The organism is Phytohabitans sp. LZ39 (assembly GCF_059359075.1).
This window is the reverse complement of record NZ_JCADBM010000025.1, coordinates 101,597-120,628: the sequence shown is the minus strand read 5'-3', so window position 1 is coordinate 120,628 and position 19,032 is coordinate 101,597. Positions and strand designations below refer to the sequence as shown.

The window sequence follows — 19,032 nt, the reverse complement described above, 5'->3', positions numbered from 1 at the left end:
GTTTGGAGCGGCTCGGCTAGCCTGTGGCCCGTGACCGCCACGGGGGGAGTGGCGGCGCCGCCGCTGTCACCGCCGCGGCCGCGTCGCTACCGCACGTTCACGAGCGCCGTCGTCGAGACCGGCGCCGTGCTGGTGTCTGCGGTCCGGCTGCTCTGGCGGCACTGGCCGGTGCTCTTCGCGCTCTACTTCGCGGGGGCGGCCGCGCGGGCATTCATCATGATCGGCGCCGTGCAGGCCAGTAAGCTCAGCGGCGTCCTGGGCGCGATGGTGATCATCCTCGGTCCGGTCGCCACGCTGATTTCGCTGGTCCTGATGCTGCGCGTGGTGCGCCCCTCGCTGCCCTGGCTGGCGGCCGCGACCGCCGACCCGCCGCCTCCGCAAGAGGGCGAGGCACCCCGCCGGCGTCCCACGCTGATGGACCACCTGGCGAGCGCGCTCATCCCGTTCCTGGCGGTTTACGCGTCGTGGGGCTACCTCCAGCAAGACGTCTCCGACTACGTGTACGAGGTGTGGGAAGACGCGTCATTCAACGATCCGCGGGTCTTCGACGACCCTGGGGTGATGAGCCGGGAGCTTAGCGAGCGGTTGCCGTTCAACACGTCGATCGCGCTGATTTCGGTGATCCTCGTGGCGATCGTGCTGCGCTGGCTGCTCAACATCTGGCGCGGCGGCCGCAGGTGGCCGGCGCTCGGCATCCTCGCCGCGTACCTCGAGGTCATCTGGATCATCGTCACCATGGCCACGCTCAACCAGGCGCGCGACCCGCTCACCAGCTGGCTGCGCGAGCGCAAGGTGGTGGAGTGGCTGCTCGACCTGTGGGACCGGGTCGTCGAGGCGCTCGGGCCGCTCACCAACATCGCGCGCAATACAGGCGAGTGGCTGATGGGTGCCATCGCGTCGGCCGACACCGTCATCGTCGTGCCGCTGGCGTGGCTCGCCGTCGGCGCCGTCGTGTACGGGCACAAGCTCGCGCCGCCCGCGCCGTCCACCTCGGAGCTGCTGCGGCGGGCCAGCAAGCGGTGGAGCGCACTGCCCAAGCCCGTGCGCGTGGTGGGTGCCAACGTGGGCTCCGACGTGCGCGAGCGGTTTACGCCGCTGGTACACGGCGTCCGCACGCTCGCTCGGGCCGGGCTGGCACCGATGCTGTTTTTCTGCATCGCGTTCCTTGTGGCGCAGACCGCGCGCGACTGGATGTGGGAGGTGGAGCGGCTGCTGATCGGGCCGCACGACCTCCAGAAGGTGTGGATGCCGCTGTCCGGGCCGCTCAGCATCTTCAACGAAGCGGTGGGTGTGGTGCTGCTCGCCTGCCTGCTGGCCGCCGCCGTCGACCGGGTGCTGCGGCTACAGCCCGCTCCCGCCACGTCCGACACCGCGGCTTCCGACTCGCCCGAAGACAGCCCTCAGGAGACCGGAAACCGGGCGTAGCGCGGCAGCTCCGTGCCGCGGACGATCCGCAGGGCAGCGGGCTGCGCCGACTCCGGCAGCACGAAGTAGATCTCCACCTCCCACGGCGTGGGCGTGTCGTCGTCTTCCGGCGAGCAACTGGCCACCCGCCGGCTGGGGTCGGACCCGGACAGCTCGCTGGGGTTGGCCGTGAACTGCCGCCCCTCGGTGTCTTCGAGCCCCAGGTTGCAGCTGGCGACGACGTACTTGTCCGTAGCCCACTTGTCGCCCGCGTCGACCGCGACTTTCGCCCTCCACACCTTGGTCTTGGCCGGCGGCTGCCATGGCGCGCCGTCGTACGACTTCAGGTCCGTCGCCGGCCCGAAGTCGACGAGCCGCATGCGTACGCCGGAGTAGGAGACCCAGCCGTCCGCGCCGGGCACGACCGCCTCGTGCGCATCCACACCGTTGTAGAGGTCGAGCGATTCCTTGGCGGTGGGGCCGAGGGCGAGCGCCAGGATCGGCAGGAGGGCGATGAGCCCCCACAGGTTGCGCCGCCACCACCCCTTGGTGGCGGTCGCCCGCACCTCGCCCGGCGGCGCCCCCTGCACCGGCGCCGCGTGGCCGGAGTAGCCCGCCCCGGTGGCCAAGCCCGGTGGTGGCGCCGCGAAGCCCGGCGGTGGCGCTGGCGGCTGGCCGGGCGGTGGCGGCTGGCCGGCTGGCGGATAGCCGGCTGGCGGGTAGCCGGGCGGTGGCGTGTGGCCGGGCGGTGGCGTGTGGCCGGGCGGTGGCGTGTGGCCGGGCGGTGGCGTGTGGCCGGGCGGTGGCGTGTGGCCGGGCGGTGGCGTGTGGCCGGGCGGTGGCGTGTGGCCGGGCGGTGGCGTGTGGCCGGGCGGTGGCGGCATTGGCGGCACAGGCATCGGCGGTGCGGCGGCCGGAAAGCCCTGCATCCGGGCAGGCCCGCCGGCCACCGATGGCGGCGGCCCGACGTTTGGTGGCGCCGCAGGTGGCATCCCGGCGACCGGTGGCGCTGGGGGCATGGGTGGTGGGCCGGCGGTCGGCGGCGGAGCCTGCATTTGCGGCCGTGCGGCAAAGGCCTGCGCGGGCGGGGACGGCGGTAGTGCCGGGCTCCGCGGCGCCTGGCCGATGCCCGGTGTGGGTGGTGGCATCGCTGATGGCGGCATCGTGGGTGGTGGTGCCGTGCGTGGCGGCGCCTGGAACGCCTGTCCGACAGCCGTCGCATGCGGCGATGCCTGAGGTGCGCTCCAAGGCGAGGCAACCTCCTGCGTAGCGCCCCACCCGGCCCGCGGCCCGTCATGCGGTGGGGGCCCGTCATGCGGTGGCGGCCCAGACACCTGCGGCGGCGGCCCGGACCGCGGCGGCCCGTTGTGCAGTGGCGGGCCGGAATGCGGTGCTGGCGCCGCCGCGGTGTGCGGGCCTACGTTCGGATAGCCGCCCTGCTGTGCGCCTGGTGGGCGGGGCAGCGGGTTGAGCATCACCGGCGGCTTCGGGCCCAAGGGCGGCGCCGATCGGTCGGCCGGTGGCGGCTCGTCCGGCCGGGACGCGCGCGGATAAGCGCTACGACCAGTCACGTGCGGGTGCGCGGCGGTGTCCGCTTGGGTGGGGTCGACCTGGATGGCAGCCGTGTCGGGCTCGACAGCCGGGATGATCGCGGTGTCGGAATCGGGCGGGCGCGGCGGATCCTCCTGGTGCTGCGCCCACGCGGATCCCGGCGGCGCCCATGGGGATGGGGGAGGCGGGGGTGGCTGCGTCACGGCACCACCTCCGGCTTCTCCATGATCACCGCGTCCTTCTGGGTGGCCCACCCGTCGACCGTGGCGGTGTCCACCTTGGGCAGCGTGATCTCGGCCATGCCGTCCATCCGCTGGTCGAACGGTCGGGACGCCAGCCGCAGGCGCATCGACGTGGCCACGTCGCGCGGCACCTCGAACGCGATCTCGCCCTCCACGGGGATCCCCGGCTGGAGGGTGCGGGCGCTGTCCGCGAAGAGCTGTGTGAACCGGCCGCTGGCCAGAAACTCGCGGTCGCGGTCGTCGATGAGGGCGGCGTAGCCGATGACGGTGTCTTCGGTGGTGGCCGTGACCCGGACGCGGACGAGGATCCACACGCCGCCGGTCTCGTAGCCCTTGCTGCGCACACCGAGCAGGCGTGCGCCGCGGACGCTGATCAGCTTGGCCTCGAAGGAGCGTGCGGAGACGGGGTCGCCAACCTGGCCCACCTCGATGTACGGCCGTTCGCGGCGGTCCGCGCGGTCGCCGTCGAGCGGCCGCCAGTTGGCCACCACACCGCCCACCGCCAGCGCGGCGACGAGCAGCATGCCCACGCGCGCACGGGTGCCGACTCGCTCGACCGGGCCGGGCGGGGCCCGGTGGCTGCGGATCGCCTCCGCCTCGGCCGCGGCGGCGCTGACCTGTGCCGCCGGATCGCCCTGCGTCGACCGGGCGCTCGGTGCGGGTGCGTCCGCCGGACCAGTGGCGCCTTGTGACACCTGGCCGGGGCCAGGCCAGCCAGCGGCGGGCGGGCCAGCACCGGGCGCGGTCCATCCGCCCGGCGGCGGCCCCGCCGGATCCGGCCAGCCAGGCGGTGGTTGCGCGGACGGGCCAGGCGGTGGTTGCGCGGACGCGCCAGGCGGTGGTTGCGCGGGCCAGCCGGGCGGTGGTTGCGCGGGCCAGCCGGGCGGTGGCTGCGCGGGCCAGCCGGGCGGTGGTTGCTCGGGTGGGGTGGTCACTTGCCGCGCCGATCTTCGATGGGCACGGTGAGCTCGGCGCGTGGCTCGAGGTCTAGCCAGGCCTTGTGGCCGGCGAGGGTGTCGACGCGGTAGGTCTTCTTGTTGATGATCACGGCCATCTCGGTCGGCACCGGCGCGGTGCTCTCCTGCTCCCAGAAGAAGGCGAGCTTTTCCGGCATGGCCGGCTGGAGGTAGCTGACCGCGACCTCGTCGCGCAGGCCGATTACGTACTGCGGCTCCAGGCTGTTCGAAATGGGGTCTTTGACCAGGCCCTCGACGCCCGAGATGTCGACGATGTCGCGCATGTCGTTGCGGCTTTCGGGCGCGGTGACCTCGACCGTGGCGAGCACCACGACCCAGCGGTTGGCGGAGTTTTGCAGGCGGAGGCCGGGGAGGCCGTCGCCGACCAGGCGGCCGCCCGTGACCGTCACGTTCCAGGGCTCGCCCTTGTTTAGCTCGTTGACCTTGGCGGCTGGCACCTCGGGCTTGCCTGCGGGCTCCAGGCCGCCGAAGAGTCCGGACGCCGCGAGAGCGGCTACGCCGGCGCTCAGGCCGAGCCACCGCAGTGGGATAGCGACAATACGGGCGCCGAGCCCTCGCGGGCCCGCGCCCGGCCCCCCGCCGACGCTAGACACGTTTTCGGAGCATAGGCGCAACCAGCCAGCCCGGCTAGGCCCGTCTCGCGACCGCTGCGAACCCCCGCAACGGGCCTAGCCGGGAGCTATTTCCGGCGGCCGTTGGGGAAGGGCCAGCCGTTCGGTACGCATCCGCCCATCCCGTAGATCTGCTGCTGCATGACGGGTGCGGGGCGTCCCTTGCCGGGGCACGTCACATGGCTGTGGCCGAGGAAATGCCCCACCTCGTGATTGACCACAAGATGGCGGTACATATCGACATTGCCGGTGTACGCCGGGGTGGCCAGGACCCACCGCTTGACGTTGATCACGACGTTCTCCCCGCCGCGGCAGGAGACCTCGCCGCCGGTGTCCAAGCCGTATTGGCCGCAGATCTTGTCGACCGTGTCCGGGCTGGCCAGCCGCACGACGAAGTCGACCGATCCGGCCGCCGGCCGCTGAAACGCCCACTGACCGCCTGCCGTCCACCCCCGCTGGTCGGCCAGGATGCGGTCCACCCACTTCGCGAACTCACCCGGCTGCTGCTCCAACCCCCGCTCGACCTCGACGCGGTAGCGGAGCAGCTTGCCCGTGCCGACCCGCTTGGCGCTCCCGGTCGCGCGGCGGAACGTGCCCTCCCCGCTCTGTGGAAACGTCGGCGGAGCCGTCGTGGGCGGCGGCACCTGCGTCGACTCGCTGGTCGTCGGAGGAGCCGGCGGCGTCGTGTCGGACCACGCGCCGGTACCAGGGGATGAATCTGAATTGTCGCGAATCGCGAAGCCGCCGGCCGCGAACATGAGGCCGCCCACGACGGCGCCCACGCTCACCAGGATGTAGGCCAGCACGCGGTTTTTATGCCGCACGCCGCTGCTCCTCTTCCTGGACCGCCGCGACGGCCCGCCGCAACGCGAGCGTCTCCCTGATCCGCCGGCGGGCGGCGCGTCGCCACCGTTCCTCCCGTGCGCGTCCCATGCCCGAACCGTACGGAGGCGGTCGTGAAGAACCATTGAAGAAGCTGTCTGCGGAACGTTCTTCACTGCATCTTCATCGCTGTACCAGGCACTATGGAACACCATGAGCGCGCGCATCCTGGTCGCGGAGGACGACCCCAAGCAGGCCAACCTGGTCCGGGTCTACCTGGAGCGGGAGGGCCACAGTGTGCTGGTCGTCGGCGACGGGCGCACCGCGCTGGAGCAGGCTCGCGTGCGCAAGCCCGACCTCGTGGTGCTCGACGTGATGATGCCGCAGGTCGACGGCCTCGACGTGTGCCGCATCCTGCGCGGCGAGTCGGAGGTGCCAATCCTGCTGCTCACCGCCCGCACCACGGAAGACGACATGCTGCTCGGCCTCGACGTGGGGGCGGACGACTACATCACGAAGCCGTACAGCCCCCGGGAGCTGGCCGCGCGCGTCCGCGCGCTGCTGCGCCGTTCCGGTGTGGTCACCGCCGGTAACCAGGCCATCCTCAAGGTGGGCGACCTCGAGATCGATCCAGGGCGATTCGAGGTACGGGTGGGTGGGCGGCCCATCGTGCTGACGGCGAAGGAGTTCGGAATCCTGGAGGTGCTGGCGGGCGAGCCGGGGCGGGCGTTCACGCGGGCGCAGATCATCGACCGGGCGTTCGGCTTCGACCACTACGTGCTGGAGCGCACGGTCGACGCGCACGTGATGAACCTCCGCCGCAAGATCGAGGAGGATGCGGCCGAGCCGCGCTACGTGCAGACCGTCTACGGGCGTGGCTACCGCTTGGCCGAGTCTTGAGTTTTCGCGTCCGGGTTTTGGTGCTGGTGATGCTCGTGGCCGTTTCGGCCGTGGGCGCCACCGCCTGGATCGTGCTCCGCCAGGCGTCGCAGCAGATCACCGACTCGGAGACTGCCGACCGCGTGGTGATCGACCAGATCACGAACCAGCTGCGGGAGTACGGGGAGACGCACGGCACCTGGGAAGGCGTGCCGAGCCTCGTCTTCGATCTCGGCTCGCGTACCGGCCAGCGGATCCACCTCGCCACCGAACAGGGCGAAGTGGTGTCGGACACCGACACGCTGGACGGCATCACCGCGCGCCCGCTCGGCAGCTCCAAAACCCTTGTCGACCCCCGCCCCAAGCTCGACCTCACCGAGGTGGCCGAGCCCTTCGGCGCGACGAACAGGGCGGTCAGCACCTACCGGTCCGGCGTGCGGTTCGCCGCATGCCTCACGCGCGCGGGCTTCCTCGTGTCGAAGGTGACCGGTGCGCTCGGCGTGCCGACCTTCCAGCCGGCGGGGGAGAGCGATCCCGCGATCGTCAAGGACTGCGCCTTCCGCTCGGCGACGACCGGCGAGGAGAACCTGTCCATCAGGCAGCGGACCGAGGCGTGCCGCGACCCGAACATCGGCAAACCGGCCACCGCCGGTTGCCTGTCGCAGGCGTTCACCGACCTCATCAGCCAGGTGGGCCCGGTGCCGCTCCTCATCACTCTCGGTTTCGAGGGTGAACCGCAGACGCCGCTCTCGGTTGGCCCGATACTCGCGGCGGCCGCCGGCGTCGCCCTGCTCGCGCTCGCCGGCACCGCCCTGCTCAGCCGCCGTGTCCTCCGCCCGATCGCCAGCCTCACCGCGGCCGCCGGCCGGCTCGGGCGGGGCGACCTCACGAGCCGGGTCGCGGTGGCAGGCAGCGACGAGGTGGCCCAGCTCGGCCGCTCGTTCAACCGCATGGCCGACTCGCTTCAGCGTGGTGAGGAACGCCAGCGCCGACTGGTCGCCGACGTCGCGCACGAGCTGCGGACACCCCTGGCCAACCTGCGCGGCTACCTGGAGGCGCTCAAGGACGGCGTGATCGAGCCCGACCCCGAGCTCTTCGCCTCGCTCCACGAGGAGGCCGTGCTCCAGCAACGCATCGTCAACGACCTTCAGGACCTGGCGCTGGCCGAGGCGGGCACGTTGGCGTACCACCGAGGGATCATCGACCTGGCCGAGGTGCTCGAAACCACCCGCGCCGCACACCACGCGGTCGCCGAGTCGGCCGGCGTGCAGCTGGTGGTGGCGACGCCCGGCCCGGCCCAGGTGTACGCCGACCCCGACCGCCTGCGCCAGGTGCTCGGCAACCTCGTCACCAACGCCCTGCGCGCGACGTCGGCCGGCGGCAGCGTGACCCTCTCCAGCGCCGTCGACCGCACGGCCGTCGTGGTGCGCGTGGCAGACACCGGCACGGGCATCGCGCCGGCGTCGCTGCCTTACGTCTTCGACCGCTTCTGGCGCGCGGACTCGGCCCGCGGGCGGCGGACTGGTGGGAGCGGGCTGGGACTGTCGATCGCCCGCCAGATCGTCACCGACCACGGCGGCACCATCACGGTCGCCAGCCAGCTGGGCGTCGGCACCACCTTCACCATCACCCTCCCCGCCCTGCGTACGTAGCGCTCTCTACTTATACGTCGTCACTCTCGCTTTGCGGGGCGGCTCCGACATGCACCGGCTCGGCGGGCACTTGCGGCTCGTCGGACTTCCTTCGATCTACGTCCGTCGTAACGGTGGTGGTGCCGTCCTGGGAGGAAATCGCCGTGGACACCAGGCTGGGCGAGACCGGCTCGACGGGCTGGACGTCTTCAGCTGTGCGGAGGCGTGGCGGCGCCGGCATCCAGGGCTTCAGGTTTTGGATCACCTGTTCGTAGAAATTGTCGACTGCGGTGAGGACCGAGTCGATGAAGGCACCGCGCCCACTCCCGCGTTTCGCACCAGCCGGCGCGTGCATCGCGACCCGAAACGCGCGAAGCTCGCGGGTCGGATCGCTGATCAATGTGCTCGGATCCTCGCGAACCTGGCGAAGGAGCCCAGCGGTGCCTTCGCCCCTGCCGTGCATTACGAACGCCTCGAGACGGGTGTTTTCCGGAGCGTCCTTCAGCTGGCGTACCAGCCAATTGACTCGCGTGGTCGGCTTTCCGCTCTTCGGTGCCTCCACGTCGACATGGCAAATGATTTGCCCAGCTCGTAGGTCGGCGGTCACCTGCATCGCGCCGACCGCCCCGGGAATCTTGATGCCCCCGGTCATGGCGCCGGTCGCGCTCAGCTGGCCGGCCAAAGCTTGTGTGCGCAGGGCCGGTTCCGCGACGTCGCGTCGGCTGAGGGCTGGCGTTACTTCGGCACCAAGCCGCCGGCCCAGCCGCAGGCAGGCATATCGGGTCAAGGCGTCGAAGCGGCCAGCCACTTCGGCGACTGCGGTGTCGCCTGCGCGGACCGTGCCCGCCGCCACGCCGTCGCGGACGCCGACCCAGGCCGGACCCATATCGCTGAACTCCATGGCGCCGGAACGAGGGTGTTCGAGGTAGCGGATCAACTCGCCGAGTACCCAAGCCTGATCCGGGTCGGCAACCCCGCGGTATTCCTTCTGCATGACGGCCTGCGTGAGGATCTCCGTCCAAGGCAGATGGTAGAGGCTGACCTTTCGCAGCTTTCGCTTGTCGATTGGAGTGGGATGCTGTCCCGCGACCGGTGGAATCTCGTTGGAGATCGTGATCAAGGCGTCGAAGCTGTGCTCGCGTGCGATCTCCAAATATGCCTCCACCTGGTCCGCCCGCAACTCGTTGCTCCCCGTCTTCACCTCGACAAGGGCGGTCCACTGGCGTTGGCCACGGGATACCCGAATGAGGCCGTCTGGAAAGAGTTGCTTGTCGCCGAGCTTGAACGGGACCTCGATGAAGGTTTGAACTGGTCCGGCTGGAGCACCAAGTGGCTGGGTGAGCGCCCGCCCGAACTCTCGCACCGCACTCATCACCGCGAGAACCGCCGAGGTGGCGCGACGTTCTTGTTCCTCAGCCCCGTTGATGCCGGACGTTGGTATGAGTCGAGCGGCAAGCCACGTGTCTTCGGACATCCATAACCTCCTCGATTCACCGGTAGAAACTGGAAGTTACACGCCGAGTGATCAGAAATGAGCCCAACGATGCCGGCCGATCACTTGAAAAACGCAGGCGTGATGGCGCGTCGCGTAGGTCGGCGAGACGGTGGAAGTCGCTGTACGGTCTAGCTGACATCGACGCTTCGGACAGCCACATAGTGAGCGAAATGCGCTATCCCTTACACGTATTGATTGGGCCCTCAGTAGTTTGCCCGCGTTGCTGTCAGGTGTGCACGCATAAGCAGACGCCTGTGGGTTTGGGCTTGTCCCGCGGACGTGGCAGCGGACGGCCGGGGTTTCGACGAGCGCCAGCGAGGAGCCGGCCGGGAGCGGTGCCCGCGGGAGCATGCGGTCCGCGGGTGACGCGGACCGGGGTATATCTGCCTTTAGGAACGTCACCGTCCGGCGTAGCGCAGGTGGGTCCGGGTGCGTAGGCGGATCGAGGAGAGGGTGGCGACCACCGCGGTCACGATCACCGTGAAGAGCAGGCCGTGGGCGAGGCCGCGGGCCAGGTACTCGGAGCCGGTGTGGTCGACGGCGTAGGTGCCGATCTCGCGGCTGGACCAGAACGGGGTCAGGCGCGTGATGGAGTCGGCGGGGTCGATCATCATTTGCAGGCTGATGGTCAGCAGCAGGATGAGCGTGCCCTCCAGCTCGCGGGGGACGAGCGCGCCGATCAGGAGTCCGAGTGGGGCGGCCACGGTCACCGCGAGCGCCATCGCCGCCGCCAGCGCGCCGAGCCGGACCTCGCCGCCGTGGTCGAGGGCGACGAGCGCGAAGAACGGGGTGGCGACGGTGAGGCCGAGCAGCCACATCGCGACAAGCCGGCCCAGGTAGAGGTGGTGGCTGCGGTAGCCGGACAGGCGCAGTCGCGGCTCGATGTGGCGGCTTGTGCCGCTGGCGAAGAGGGCCGCTGTGCTCACGGCCCAGGCGAGGCCGAGCATGAGGAAGCGGATCGACTGGCCGATCTGGCCGTGCCGCACCACGTAGCAGAGCAGGGGGAGGGTGAGGAGCAGCAGGAGTACGCCGCGGCGGCGCGACAGCTCGCGCAGTGCCATCTCGGCGACGGTCAGGAGCTTCATGCGGCGACCTCCCGGGTGCCGGGCGTCAGGTCGAGCACCTGGTCGACCTGGTCCAGTTGGTTGAGCAGGTGGGTGACCACGACGATCGCCCGCCCTTCGTCGCGCCAGCGCCACACGTGTTGCCAGAAGTCGAGGTATGTGCCGCGGTCGAAGCCCTGGTACGGCTCGTCCAGCAGCAGCACGTCGGGGTCGCCGAGGGCGGCCATGACCAGGTTGAGCTTTTGGCGGGTGCCGCCGGAGAGGTGGCGGGCCTGCACGCCGCCGGCCGGGTCCCATTGGAGGGTCGCGGCGCCCGCGCGCCCGAGTCGCCGCGAGCGGGCCCGGTCGAGGCCGCGGCCGGCGCCCACGAGCACGAAGTGCTCCTCGGGGAGTAGGAAGTCGTATGTGCCGCCGTCCTGCGGGCAGTAGCCCAACACGCCGTCGACCATCACCTCGCCGGAGTCGGGCGACAGGAGGCCGGCGCAGATGCGCAGGAACGTGCTTTTGCCGCAACCATTCGCACCCACGATCGCCGCCACCTCGCCGGCGCGGACGGTCAGGTCGGTGGGCTTGAGGACGGTGCGGCGGCCGTATCGCTTGGTGATCTGGCTGGCCCGCAACCGCACGCGGCCCGGTGGGCGCCGCGCCGGGCGGCGCTGGCTGGCCAGGCTCTCCGCGACGGCAGCCGCGTACGCCTGCGGCGTGCCGAACGCCCGCAGTGGCTGCTGCCCGCTGTCGCGCAGGTGTGCGGCGGCCTCGGCGACCACGTGGTGCGCCACGTCCGGCGCGAGGCGGTGGCGGGCGAGCTCTTGGCCCAGTGCCTGCAACCATCGCTCGTCGATCATGGGCTGGTCACCTCTTCCATAAGCAGGTCGTCCACGCGGCCGGCGAACGCGCGCCACTCCGTCGACAGGCGACGCACGGCCTCTTCCCCGGACGGGGTGAGCCGGTAGTACTTGCGGGCGGGGCCGGCTTCACCGTCGCGCCAGTGTGCCGCGACCAGGCCGGTGCGCTGAAGGCGCAGGAGCACGGGGTAGAGCGTGCCGCCCTGGATCTGGCCGAGGCCCGCCCGGTCGAGTGCCTGGGCGAGCTCGTAACCGTACGACTCGCGGCGGGCCAGCAGGGCGAGCACGCAGACGTCGAGCACGCCGCGCAGCCACTGTCCCCGCCGGTCTTGATCCACGGCGGAGAAGGTAGCACAGCTATCTAGGTAGTGTCGCCATCTAGTGGGCGCCAATCGTCCGGACCGCTCAGGAGCGCGCGGACGGCCTCGTAGGCCTCGTCCTCGCTGTCGTACTCGTAGAAGCGGGACACTCCCTCGGCCCCGCCCGCGCGCTGCTCCACGAACCACTGGTCGGCGTCGGCGCGCAGGTACACATCCCGGCGCGCGAGCCGCCCCCATTTGCCGTTCCACCAGTGCTTTCGCCGTTCCATCGGAGCACTGTATAGAACAGATGTTCGACTATCGTTCGGCGGGTCGATCTTTGTTGACGAGGTTGTCGATGGCGCCCCGCTGCTGCTCGGGCACGCGCGCGGAGACGAGCGCGTCGCGGATCTCGGTGAGGAGCTTGACCTCCTCGCTAGGTGCGGCGGGCGGGGGCTCTTCGCCACGGCGGCGGCGCTCGGCGAGCTTGTTCATCGGGAGGACGACGAAGAAGTAGAGGGCGGCGGCGGTGAGGAGGAAGGCGATGGCGGCGTTGACGAACGCCGCCCAGTCGAAGGGGACACCGCGGAGCTCCGGCGCGCCGGCCTTGATCCCCTCGCCGCCTGAGATGACCCGGATCAGCGGCTCCAGGAACGACTTGGTGAACTGGCCTACCACGGTGGTGAAGGCGGCGCCGATCACGATGCCGACCGCCAGGTCGACCACGTTGCCGCGCATGACGAAGTCTTTAAAACCCTTGAGCATGCCCAGCACCGTAGTGGTCCCGGCGTCATACCTCCAGAAATGCCCCAGCCTCGGCGGCCGCCCGCGCCGGGTCGCCGGCCCGGATCGCGTCGACCAGGCGGTCGTGATCCACGCGGTGCTCGGGGCGCAGCTCGTCGCCCACGCAGGTCGCGATCGAGGCGCGGAGCATCGCCGCGCCGAACGAGGCGTAGAGCTCGGCCAGCATCGAATTGTGCGCGGCGGCCACGATCGCCGTGTGCAGCACGGCGTCGGCCTCGACGAAATCGTCGACGCGGCCTGATCGCCACGCGGCCTCGCGGTCGGCGAGCGCTCCGTCGAGCGCCGCCATGTCCTCCGGGGTACGGCGCAGAGCTGCCAGCCGAGCGGCCTCGACCTCGAACGCACGGCGCACCTCGACCGCCTCGGCTGCCTGCGCACCGGCCAGGCGGCGGCTCACCGCGCCGGTCATCTCGTCGGCCGAGATCACGTAGGTGCCGGAGCCCTGGCGGCACTCCAGCACCCCGGCGTGGACGAGCGCGCGCACCGCCTCACGGACGGTGTTGCGCCCCACGCCGAGCGCCTCCACCAGATGCGGCTCGGTCGGGATGCGGCTGCCCACCGGCCAAGCACCGGCGGCGACCTGCTCGCGGAGCTGGTCGATCACCTGGCGCACGAGGGTGGGCCGGCGGGCCGGTGTGGTTTGGTGGCCGGCTCCCACGTCTTGAGCCGCTGTGGGTGGCTGGCTGGCCGGGGTGGGGTGGTGGCCCGCTGGCGTGGGCTTGTGGTCCGCTCCCACGCCTTGAGCTGGGGCGAGTGGCATCGGTTACATCACCCGACCATAAATCATCCCATGATTTTAGGATGGTGATCGTGGCTCCGCCAGCATCGACACTCACCGCCCCTGTTTCCGCCGCCGCGCCCGCCCGCACACGGGGCACCGCCCTCGTCCTCGCCGGCATCCTGCTGGTCGCGCTCAACCTGCGCGTCGCGATCACCAGCCTCGGCGCCCTCCTCGAGGAGGTGCGCACCGGTCTGCACCTGTCCGGCGCCATGGCCGGCGTGGTGACGACGATGCCGACGATCGCGTTCGCCGCCTTCGGCGCGGTGGCGCCGTGGCTGGTGCGCCGCTTCACGCCCGGCCGGGTGGTGGTCGCGGCGATGGTCGCGCTGGTGGCCGGCGAGGTGGTGCGGGTCGCCACCGGCTCCACGATCGTCTTCATGGCCACGAGCGCGCTGGCGCTGGCCGGCATCGCGGTCGCCAACATCCTGCTCCCGCTGCTGGTGCGGCAGCACTTTCCCAACCGCACCGGGCTTGTCACCGGCGCGTACACGGTTTCGCTGACCGCCGGTGCCTCGGTCGCCGCCGCCTCCGCCGTGCCGATCGCGGACGCCTTCGGCTCGTGGCGGGCCGGTCTTGGCGCGTGGTCGGTGCTTGCCGTGATCGCCGTGCTTCCGTGGCTGCCCGCGGTGCTCCGCGGCTCCGGCGCTCACGCGGCGACCGCACCGCTGACCGGCCGGGTGCGCCCCGCCCGTACGCGGGTGGGCTGGGCGATGGCCATCTACTTCGGCACGCAGGCACTGAGCGGCTACGCGACGATGGGCTGGCTGGCCCAGCTCTTTCGCGACTCCGGCTATCGCCCGCAGACGGCCGGCCTGCTGCTCGCCGGCGTGACCGCTGTGGGCATCCCGGTGGCACTGGTCATGCCCGCGCTCGCGATGCGGCTCGGCAACCTCCGGCCGCTCATACTGGGCCTGTCGGCCATGATGGTCGCCTCGTATGTCGGCCTCGCCCTCGCCCCGCACGGCGGCGCCGTCGCGTGGGTGGTGCTGCTCTCGATCGGCCAGGGCGCGTTTCCGCTCGCGCTGGTGATGATCGGGCTGCGCGCGCGGACTCCGGAGGGGACCGTAGCGCTGTCCGCCTTCACCCAGTGCGTGGGCTACCTCATCGCCGCACTCGGCCCGCTGGTGGTCGGGACGCTCTACGAGATCACCGGCGGCTGGCACCTGCCGATCGGCTTCCTCGTAGCGGCGGCGCTCATCCAGACGGTGGCGGGCTTGGCGGTCGCACGGCGCCGCTTCGTCGAAGACTGACGCGGCTCCTCTCCCGGCCCGGGGCTGGGCCGTCGTTGAACGCTGGCCTCGCTCAGGCCTGGGGAGCGGTGGCTTGATTCGTGGGCTCGGGGGTGGGCCGTGCTAGCACGTGCGGTGCTTGACTCGCGAGCTTAAGGGGTGGGCGAGGCGCTCGGGCGGAGCACCGCGCAGGCCTGCATGGCCTCGGCGACCTTGGGGTCGGTCGTGCTCGGGTTGGCACCCAGGTCGACGCCACGGTCCGCGAGACAGTTTCGATAGGCGGCGCCGGCCTCGCGGTTGGCCCCGCCGCCCGGGCCGGCGCCACCGGGACCGCCGGTGGGCCGGACCGAGGCACAGGCCTCCTGCGCCTTTTGCCAGGTCGCGTCGTCGACACCCTCCGGCCGGAAGCCGCCCATCCGCCCGCCGCCCGGCGCACCCGAGGGCCGATCGGACGGGAAGGCGGTCGGCCGCCCGGACGGGAAATCACTTGGCCGGCCGGACGGGAAGCCGCTCGGCCGGCCGGACGGCACCGTGTCCGGGATGTCGATGCCCTGGTCGCGCAGGCAGTCCATGTATGCCGAGAAACCGCCCGCGGCGTCGGCGGGATCACCGGAATCGCTGTCTGAGCCGCACGCGGCGGCGAGGAGCAGAGCCGCCGAGCCGGCCGCCAGCGCGAGGGTCCAACGCGTGCGCAGAGACACAGGTCCTCCATCTTTGGTCGTGCCGCGGCCGCTTGGGGGAAGCGCCGCGGCACGCCGGCTTATGCAACCGCCGCTACCTCCACGCCGCGTCAGGCGAAGCTCGGAGAACCCTTCAAATCGACTCTGAGCAAACTCCGAGGTACGGCTCAGCCGCCTGCGAGGTGGACCACCGAGACTCGCGGCTCATGGGCGTTCGCCGGAAGAAATGGCGTGGCCGCACGCGGCTTGTCGTGTGCGCTCTCGTCGTGCTGGTCGTCGTGCTCAGCTCCGCGGGGGCATATGCGTTGACCAGCGGCGAGCCCGCGCCGCCGGCGGCGAGCGGCACGGCCCGGGTCGATCGGGGTGACGTCGCCACGGCGGTCGCGACGACCGGCTCGCTCGAGCCCGCGCAGACGCGCACGCTCAGCTTCGCCACCGACGGCACGGTCACGGTGGTCAAAGTGCGCGCCGGCGACCAGGTAAAGACCGGCCAGGTGCTAGCCGAGATCGACGCCACCGACGCGCAGGAGCGGGTCGACGACGCCCAGGACGCGCTCGACCAAGCCGAGGAGGCGCTCGACGAGGCGGAGGAGGCCGCCGACAGCGCGGGGAGCGCCTGCGCCGTCCCGGTGGCGCTGACTTCTCCCTCCCCGTCTCCCACTCCGTCGCCAGCGCCCTCGCCGAGCGTCCAGCCGTCCGCGTCGCCCTCGCCGTCCCGTTCGGCGCAGTCGCCGCCGCGTCAGGTGCCGCGCTCCACGACACCGTCCCGTCCCGGCGGCGGCTCCGCGCCCGGCGGCGGCTCCGCGCCGGGCGGCGGGCAGAGTTCCGGCTGTGCCGGCGCGCGGTCCGGCGACCCCGTGTTCTCGGCCCAGCAGCGGGTGACGAGCGCCGAGCTCACCCTCGCCGAGGCGAAGGATCAGCTGGCCGGCACGAAGATCGAGGCGCCGATCGCCGGCAAGGTGCTCTCCGTCGCCGGCGAGGTGGGCGCCGAAGTGGGTGCCGGCAGCACGTTCGTCTCGCTGGCCGACGTGGCCGGCATGCAGGTGGCGGCCGATTTCCCCGAGGCCGACGCCGGCCACCTCACGGTCGGCCTGAGCGCGGTGGTGACGCTGGCCAACCGGCCGGGCGAGGAGTTCGCCGCCCGCGTCGTCCGGGTCAGCCCGGTGGGCGTCGCCGATGGCAACATGGTGCGATACGGCGCGGTGCTCGCGTTCGAGGAGGTCCCGGCGGAGCTCCTCGTCGGCCAGAGCGCAAGCGTCCGGGTCGAGACGAGCGAGGTCACCGGTGTGCTCCGGGTGCCCTCGACGGCGGTGCGGGGCGGCGGCGAGGTCGTCGTCAGGACGGCCGCCGGCGACGAGACCCGCACGGTGGAGGTCGGCCTGCGCGGCGATCAGTACACCGAGATCAAGAGTGGACTCATCGAAGGTGATGAGATCGTCATAGCTGGCGCCTAGGTAGTTCCCAGCGAACTCTGAGGCAGTTCCCGTAGAAGGGTGACGTGGCTGGCCGCTTGACCCGAGTGCTCGTCGTCGACGACGAGCCCAATATCTGTGCGCTGCTCTCCGCGACGCTGCGCCTCATCGACTTCGACGTGCGGGTGGCCGGCGGCGGGCACGAGGCGTTGGCCACGGCGGTCGAGTTCGAGCCAGACCTGGTGGTGCTCGACGTGATGCTGCCCGACCTCGACGGGTTTCAGGTCGCCCAGCGCCTGCGGGCCGGCTCGGGACCGGGCGTGCCCGTGTTGTTTCTGACCGCGCGCGACGCGGTCGAGGATCGCATCTCCGGGCTGACGGTCGGCGCCGACGACTATGTCACCAAGCCGTTCAGTCTCGAAGAGGTCGTGCTCCGCATCCGGGCGATCCTGCGCCGCAGCCGCATCGAGCCCAATGGCGACGGCGACGGCGGGGTCCTGCGTTACGCCGATCTCGAGCTTGACGAAGACGCGCACGAGGTGCGCCGCGCCGGGCGGCTCGTCGACCTGTCGCCGACCGAGTTCAACCTGCTTCGCTATCTGCTGGTCAACGCCGGTCGGGTGGTGAGCAAGGCGCAGATCCTCGATCGCGTGTGGAGCTACGACTTCGGCGGCGACGGCCGGATCGTCGAGTCGTATGTGTACTACCTGCGCAAAAAGATCGACTGCTGGGAGCCGCCGCTCATCCACACGGTGCGCGGTGTCGGCTACGCGCTGCGCCTGCCCCGGGCCCCGGACGAATGAGGATGCCGAGGTGGCGGCACTGGACGCTCCGGTCCCGCCTCGTCGTCGTGGTGGCCGCGCTCACCGCGGTCGCCCTGGTCGCGTCCAACGCGGCCGGCATCCTGCTGCTGAAGCAATACCTGACCGACCAAGTCGACAACCAGCTCATGGGGATGCGCCGCATCGCCGAAGAGCCCAGGCAGCTCAAGCCCCGCCCCAATGACGGCTTCACCCGGGGGCCGTTCGACACGTTCCGCACGATGGTCGTCTTCGACGCACAGGGCAACCAGATGCCCATGCCCGAGACCACGGCCGACGAAATCTCGCCACCACGCGTCGGATCGTATGAAGAGCTGTCCGAGCGGCTCGGCGGCAAGCCGTTCACGGTGGAGTCGGCCGACGGTGAAGACTACTGGCGCGTGGTGGTGATCGAGCACGCCGACGGTGGCATCGCGGTCCCGGCCGTCTCGCTGCGGCAGGTCGACGCCACCGCTGACCTGCTGCTGGTCATCGACCTGGTCGTGATGTTCATCGTGCTCCTGCTCCTCGGGCTCGTCGCCGCGTTGGTGGTCCGCATCGGCCTGCGCCCGCTGACCAGCATGGAGCGCACGTCGACCGAGATCACGGCGGGCGACCTGACCCGCCGCGTCGACGACGCAGACCCGCACACCGAGCCGGGGCGGCTGGGCATCGCGCTCAATTCGATGCTCGACCGGATCGAGTCGGAGGTCGCCGCGCGCACGGCGTCCGAGCAGCGGATCCGGCAGTTCGTCGCGGACGCGTCACACGAGCTCCGCACGCCGCTTACGTCGATCCGGGGCTTCGCCGAGCTGTACCGGCGCGGTGGCGCACCGGCCGGCCCGATGCTCGACGAGACGATGTCGCGGATCGAGGCGGAGGCGGCGCGGATGGGCCTGCTGGTCGAAGACCTGCTGTTGCTCGCCAAGCTCGACCGCCAGCGCGAGCCGCAGCGGCGCCCCGTCGACCTGCTCGCCATCGCCGCCGACACGATCCGCGACGCGCACGCCCGGCGGCCCGACCGGCCGGTGCGGCTCGCCAGCTTCGGGGGCGACCGGTGTGGCTTCGAGCCGGTGACCGTGTTCGGCGACGAGCACCGGCTCCGCCAGGTCGCCACCAACCTCGTCGCCAACGCGCTCCAGCACACGCCGCAGCAGGCCGACATCACCGTGCGGGTGGGGCGGCTGGGTGCATACCGGTCGCACGGCGCCACGGTCGCCGCGGTGGGAGACGACCTGCCCAGGCGGGTGCCGGTCGCCGTCCTGGAGGTCGCCGACAACGGGCCGGGCGTGCCCGCCGAGCACGCCGGGCGCATCTTCGAGCGGCTCTACCGGGCGGATCCGAGCCGCGCGCGGCGCAATGGCGGCTCTGGGCTGGGGCTGTCGATCGTGGCCGCGATCGTGAGCAGCCACGGTGGCCGGGTCGAGCTGGAGTCCGGGCCGGGCGAGGGTTCCGCGTTCCGGGTGCTGCTGCCGACGGGTTCCCAGTCAGCTTTGAGCTAGCCCG

General features: G+C 71.4%; 19 protein-coding genes. 7 read left to right on the top strand and 12 right to left on the bottom strand.

All coding sequences use genetic code 11. The annotated features are described in order from the left end of the window. Positions 1–30 precede the first annotated feature (30 nt). On the top strand, positions 31–1,425 hold the full coding sequence (locus AC5L36_RS36815) for a hypothetical protein (RefSeq protein WP_441223428.1): 1,395 nt from the start codon (positions 31–33) through the stop codon (positions 1,423–1,425). Here the strand turns inward: AC5L36_RS36815 and AC5L36_RS36810 are convergent. The 4 genes from AC5L36_RS36810 to AC5L36_RS36795 form a co-directional block, all read right to left on the bottom strand. Continuing rightward, entirely contained in the window at positions 1,401–2,303 is a 903-nt protein-coding gene (locus AC5L36_RS36810; RefSeq protein ID WP_494909506.1) for a hypothetical protein, read from the bottom strand. The two genes, AC5L36_RS36815 and AC5L36_RS36810, sit on opposite strands and share 25 nt — an antisense overlap. A gap of 851 nt (positions 2,304–3,154) precedes the next feature. Then, on the bottom strand, positions 3,155–3,892 hold the full coding sequence (locus tag AC5L36_RS36805) for a DUF4352 domain-containing protein (RefSeq protein WP_441223426.1): 738 nt from the start codon (positions 3,890–3,892) through the stop codon (positions 3,155–3,157). A 236-nt stretch (positions 3,893–4,128) separates the two neighbouring features. Next, positions 4,129–4,767, bottom strand: a complete 639-nt coding sequence (locus AC5L36_RS36800) for a hypothetical protein (RefSeq protein WP_441223425.1) — start codon at positions 4,765–4,767, stop codon at positions 4,129–4,131. 86 nt (positions 4,768–4,853) lie between these two features. Beyond that, complete coding sequence (locus AC5L36_RS36795) at positions 4,854–5,609, bottom strand: DUF3152 domain-containing protein (protein WP_441223424.1); 756 nt, start codon at positions 5,607–5,609, stop codon at positions 4,854–4,856. Between the two features lie 211 nt (positions 5,610–5,820). On the opposite strand from AC5L36_RS36795, the gene AC5L36_RS36790 reads away from it, so the two are divergent. Both AC5L36_RS36790 and AC5L36_RS36785 read left to right on the top strand, forming a co-directional pair. Further along, positions 5,821–6,507 carry a response regulator transcription factor gene (locus tag AC5L36_RS36790; protein ID WP_441223423.1) on the top strand — a complete coding sequence of 229 codons (687 nt, stop codon included), beginning with the start codon at positions 5,821–5,823 and terminating at the stop codon, positions 6,505–6,507. Between the two features lie 29 nt (positions 6,508–6,536). Then, a complete protein-coding gene (locus AC5L36_RS36785; RefSeq protein WP_441223422.1) occupies positions 6,537–8,138 on the top strand; it encodes a sensor histidine kinase in 1,602 nt (533 codons plus the stop codon). 10 nt (positions 8,139–8,148) lie between these two features. On the opposite strand, the gene AC5L36_RS36780 is transcribed toward AC5L36_RS36785, so the two are convergent. From AC5L36_RS36780 to AC5L36_RS36750, 7 genes are all read right to left on the bottom strand, one after another. Continuing rightward, positions 8,149–9,591: a stress response protein gene (locus tag AC5L36_RS36780; RefSeq protein WP_441223421.1), complete on the bottom strand. Its 1,443-nt coding sequence runs from the start codon at positions 9,589–9,591 to the stop codon at positions 8,149–8,151. Positions 9,592–10,010: 419 nt separating this feature from the next. Continuing rightward, complete coding sequence (locus AC5L36_RS36775; protein WP_441223420.1) at positions 10,011–10,697, bottom strand: hypothetical protein; 687 nt, start codon at positions 10,695–10,697, stop codon at positions 10,011–10,013. Further along, positions 10,694–11,521, bottom strand: coding sequence for an ATP-binding cassette domain-containing protein (locus AC5L36_RS36770; RefSeq protein WP_441223419.1), 828 nt, complete (start codon positions 11,519–11,521; stop codon positions 10,694–10,696). The genes AC5L36_RS36775 and AC5L36_RS36770 overlap by 4 nt, the downstream gene beginning before the upstream one ends. After that, entirely contained in the window at positions 11,518–11,859 is a 342-nt protein-coding gene (locus AC5L36_RS36765; RefSeq protein WP_441223418.1) for a PadR family transcriptional regulator, read from the bottom strand. Before AC5L36_RS36765 ends, AC5L36_RS36770 begins: the two co-directional genes overlap by 4 nt. Positions 11,860–11,882: 23 nt before the next feature. Next, on the bottom strand, positions 11,883–12,110 hold the full coding sequence (locus AC5L36_RS36760; protein WP_441223417.1) for a hypothetical protein: 228 nt from the start codon (positions 12,108–12,110) through the stop codon (positions 11,883–11,885). Positions 12,111–12,138: 28 nt separating this feature from the next. After that, positions 12,139–12,585, bottom strand: coding sequence for a large conductance mechanosensitive channel protein MscL (mscL, locus tag AC5L36_RS36755; RefSeq protein ID WP_441223416.1), 447 nt, complete (start codon positions 12,583–12,585; stop codon positions 12,139–12,141). Between the two features lie 25 nt (positions 12,586–12,610). After that, positions 12,611–13,237, bottom strand: a complete 627-nt coding sequence (locus AC5L36_RS36750) for a FadR/GntR family transcriptional regulator (RefSeq protein ID WP_441223462.1) — start codon at positions 13,235–13,237, stop codon at positions 12,611–12,613. A 188-nt stretch (positions 13,238–13,425) separates the two neighbouring features. Here AC5L36_RS36750 and AC5L36_RS36745 point away from each other — a divergent pair, with 188 nt between their 5' ends. Then, positions 13,426–14,655, top strand: coding sequence for a CynX/NimT family MFS transporter (locus AC5L36_RS36745; protein WP_441223415.1), 1,230 nt, complete (start codon positions 13,426–13,428; stop codon positions 14,653–14,655). A 131-nt stretch (positions 14,656–14,786) separates the two neighbouring features. Here the strand turns inward: AC5L36_RS36745 and AC5L36_RS36740 are convergent, their stop codons facing one another. Further along, positions 14,787–15,335, bottom strand: coding sequence for a hypothetical protein (locus AC5L36_RS36740; RefSeq protein WP_441223414.1), 549 nt, complete (start codon positions 15,333–15,335; stop codon positions 14,787–14,789). A gap of 185 nt (positions 15,336–15,520) precedes the next feature. On the opposite strand from AC5L36_RS36740, the gene AC5L36_RS36735 reads away from it, so the two are divergent. The 3 genes from AC5L36_RS36735 to AC5L36_RS36725 are packed head-to-tail and all read left to right on the top strand — an operon-like array spanning position 15,521 to position 19,028. Next, positions 15,521–16,768, top strand: coding sequence for an efflux RND transporter periplasmic adaptor subunit (locus tag AC5L36_RS36735; RefSeq protein WP_441223413.1), 1,248 nt, complete (start codon positions 15,521–15,523; stop codon positions 16,766–16,768). Between the two features lie 44 nt (positions 16,769–16,812). Next, positions 16,813–17,529: a response regulator transcription factor gene (locus AC5L36_RS36730; protein ID WP_441223412.1), complete on the top strand. Its 717-nt coding sequence runs from the start codon at positions 16,813–16,815 to the stop codon at positions 17,527–17,529. Between the two features lie 2 nt (positions 17,530–17,531). Beyond that, positions 17,532–19,028: a sensor histidine kinase gene (locus tag AC5L36_RS36725; protein WP_441223411.1), complete on the top strand. Its 1,497-nt coding sequence runs from the start codon at positions 17,532–17,534 to the stop codon at positions 19,026–19,028. Positions 19,029–19,032 lie beyond the last annotated feature (4 nt).

Excerpts from the sequence above, each read along its gene's own strand:
- AC5L36_RS36735 (WP_441223413.1), top strand. The coding sequence starts at position 15,521 with ATGGGCGTTCGCCGGAAGAAATGGCGTGGCCGCACGCGGCTTGTCGTG.
- AC5L36_RS36775 (WP_441223420.1), bottom strand. The coding sequence starts at position 10,697 with ATGAAGCTCCTGACCGTCGCCGAGATGGCACTGCGCGAGCTGTCGCGC.
- AC5L36_RS36745 (WP_441223415.1), top strand. The coding sequence starts at position 13,426 with ATGGTGATCGTGGCTCCGCCAGCATCGACACTCACCGCCCCTGTTTCC.
- mscL (WP_441223416.1), bottom strand. The coding sequence starts at position 12,585 with ATGCTCAAGGGTTTTAAAGACTTCGTCATGCGCGGCAACGTGGTCGAC.
- AC5L36_RS36725 (WP_441223411.1), top strand. The coding sequence starts at position 17,532 with ATGCCGAGGTGGCGGCACTGGACGCTCCGGTCCCGCCTCGTCGTCGTG.
- AC5L36_RS36790 (WP_441223423.1), top strand. The coding sequence starts at position 5,821 with ATGAGCGCGCGCATCCTGGTCGCGGAGGACGACCCCAAGCAGGCCAAC.
- AC5L36_RS36760 (WP_441223417.1), bottom strand. The coding sequence starts at position 12,110 with ATGGAACGGCGAAAGCACTGGTGGAACGGCAAATGGGGGCGGCTCGCG.
- AC5L36_RS36780 (WP_441223421.1), bottom strand. The coding sequence starts at position 9,591 with ATGTCCGAAGACACGTGGCTTGCCGCTCGACTCATACCAACGTCCGGC.
- AC5L36_RS36770 (WP_441223419.1), bottom strand. The coding sequence starts at position 11,521 with ATGATCGACGAGCGATGGTTGCAGGCACTGGGCCAAGAGCTCGCCCGC.
- AC5L36_RS36785 (WP_441223422.1), top strand. The coding sequence starts at position 6,537 with ATGCTCGTGGCCGTTTCGGCCGTGGGCGCCACCGCCTGGATCGTGCTC.
- AC5L36_RS36810 (WP_494909506.1), bottom strand. The coding sequence starts at position 2,303 with ATGCCTGTGCCGCCAATGCCGCCACCGCCCGGCCACACGCCACCGCCC.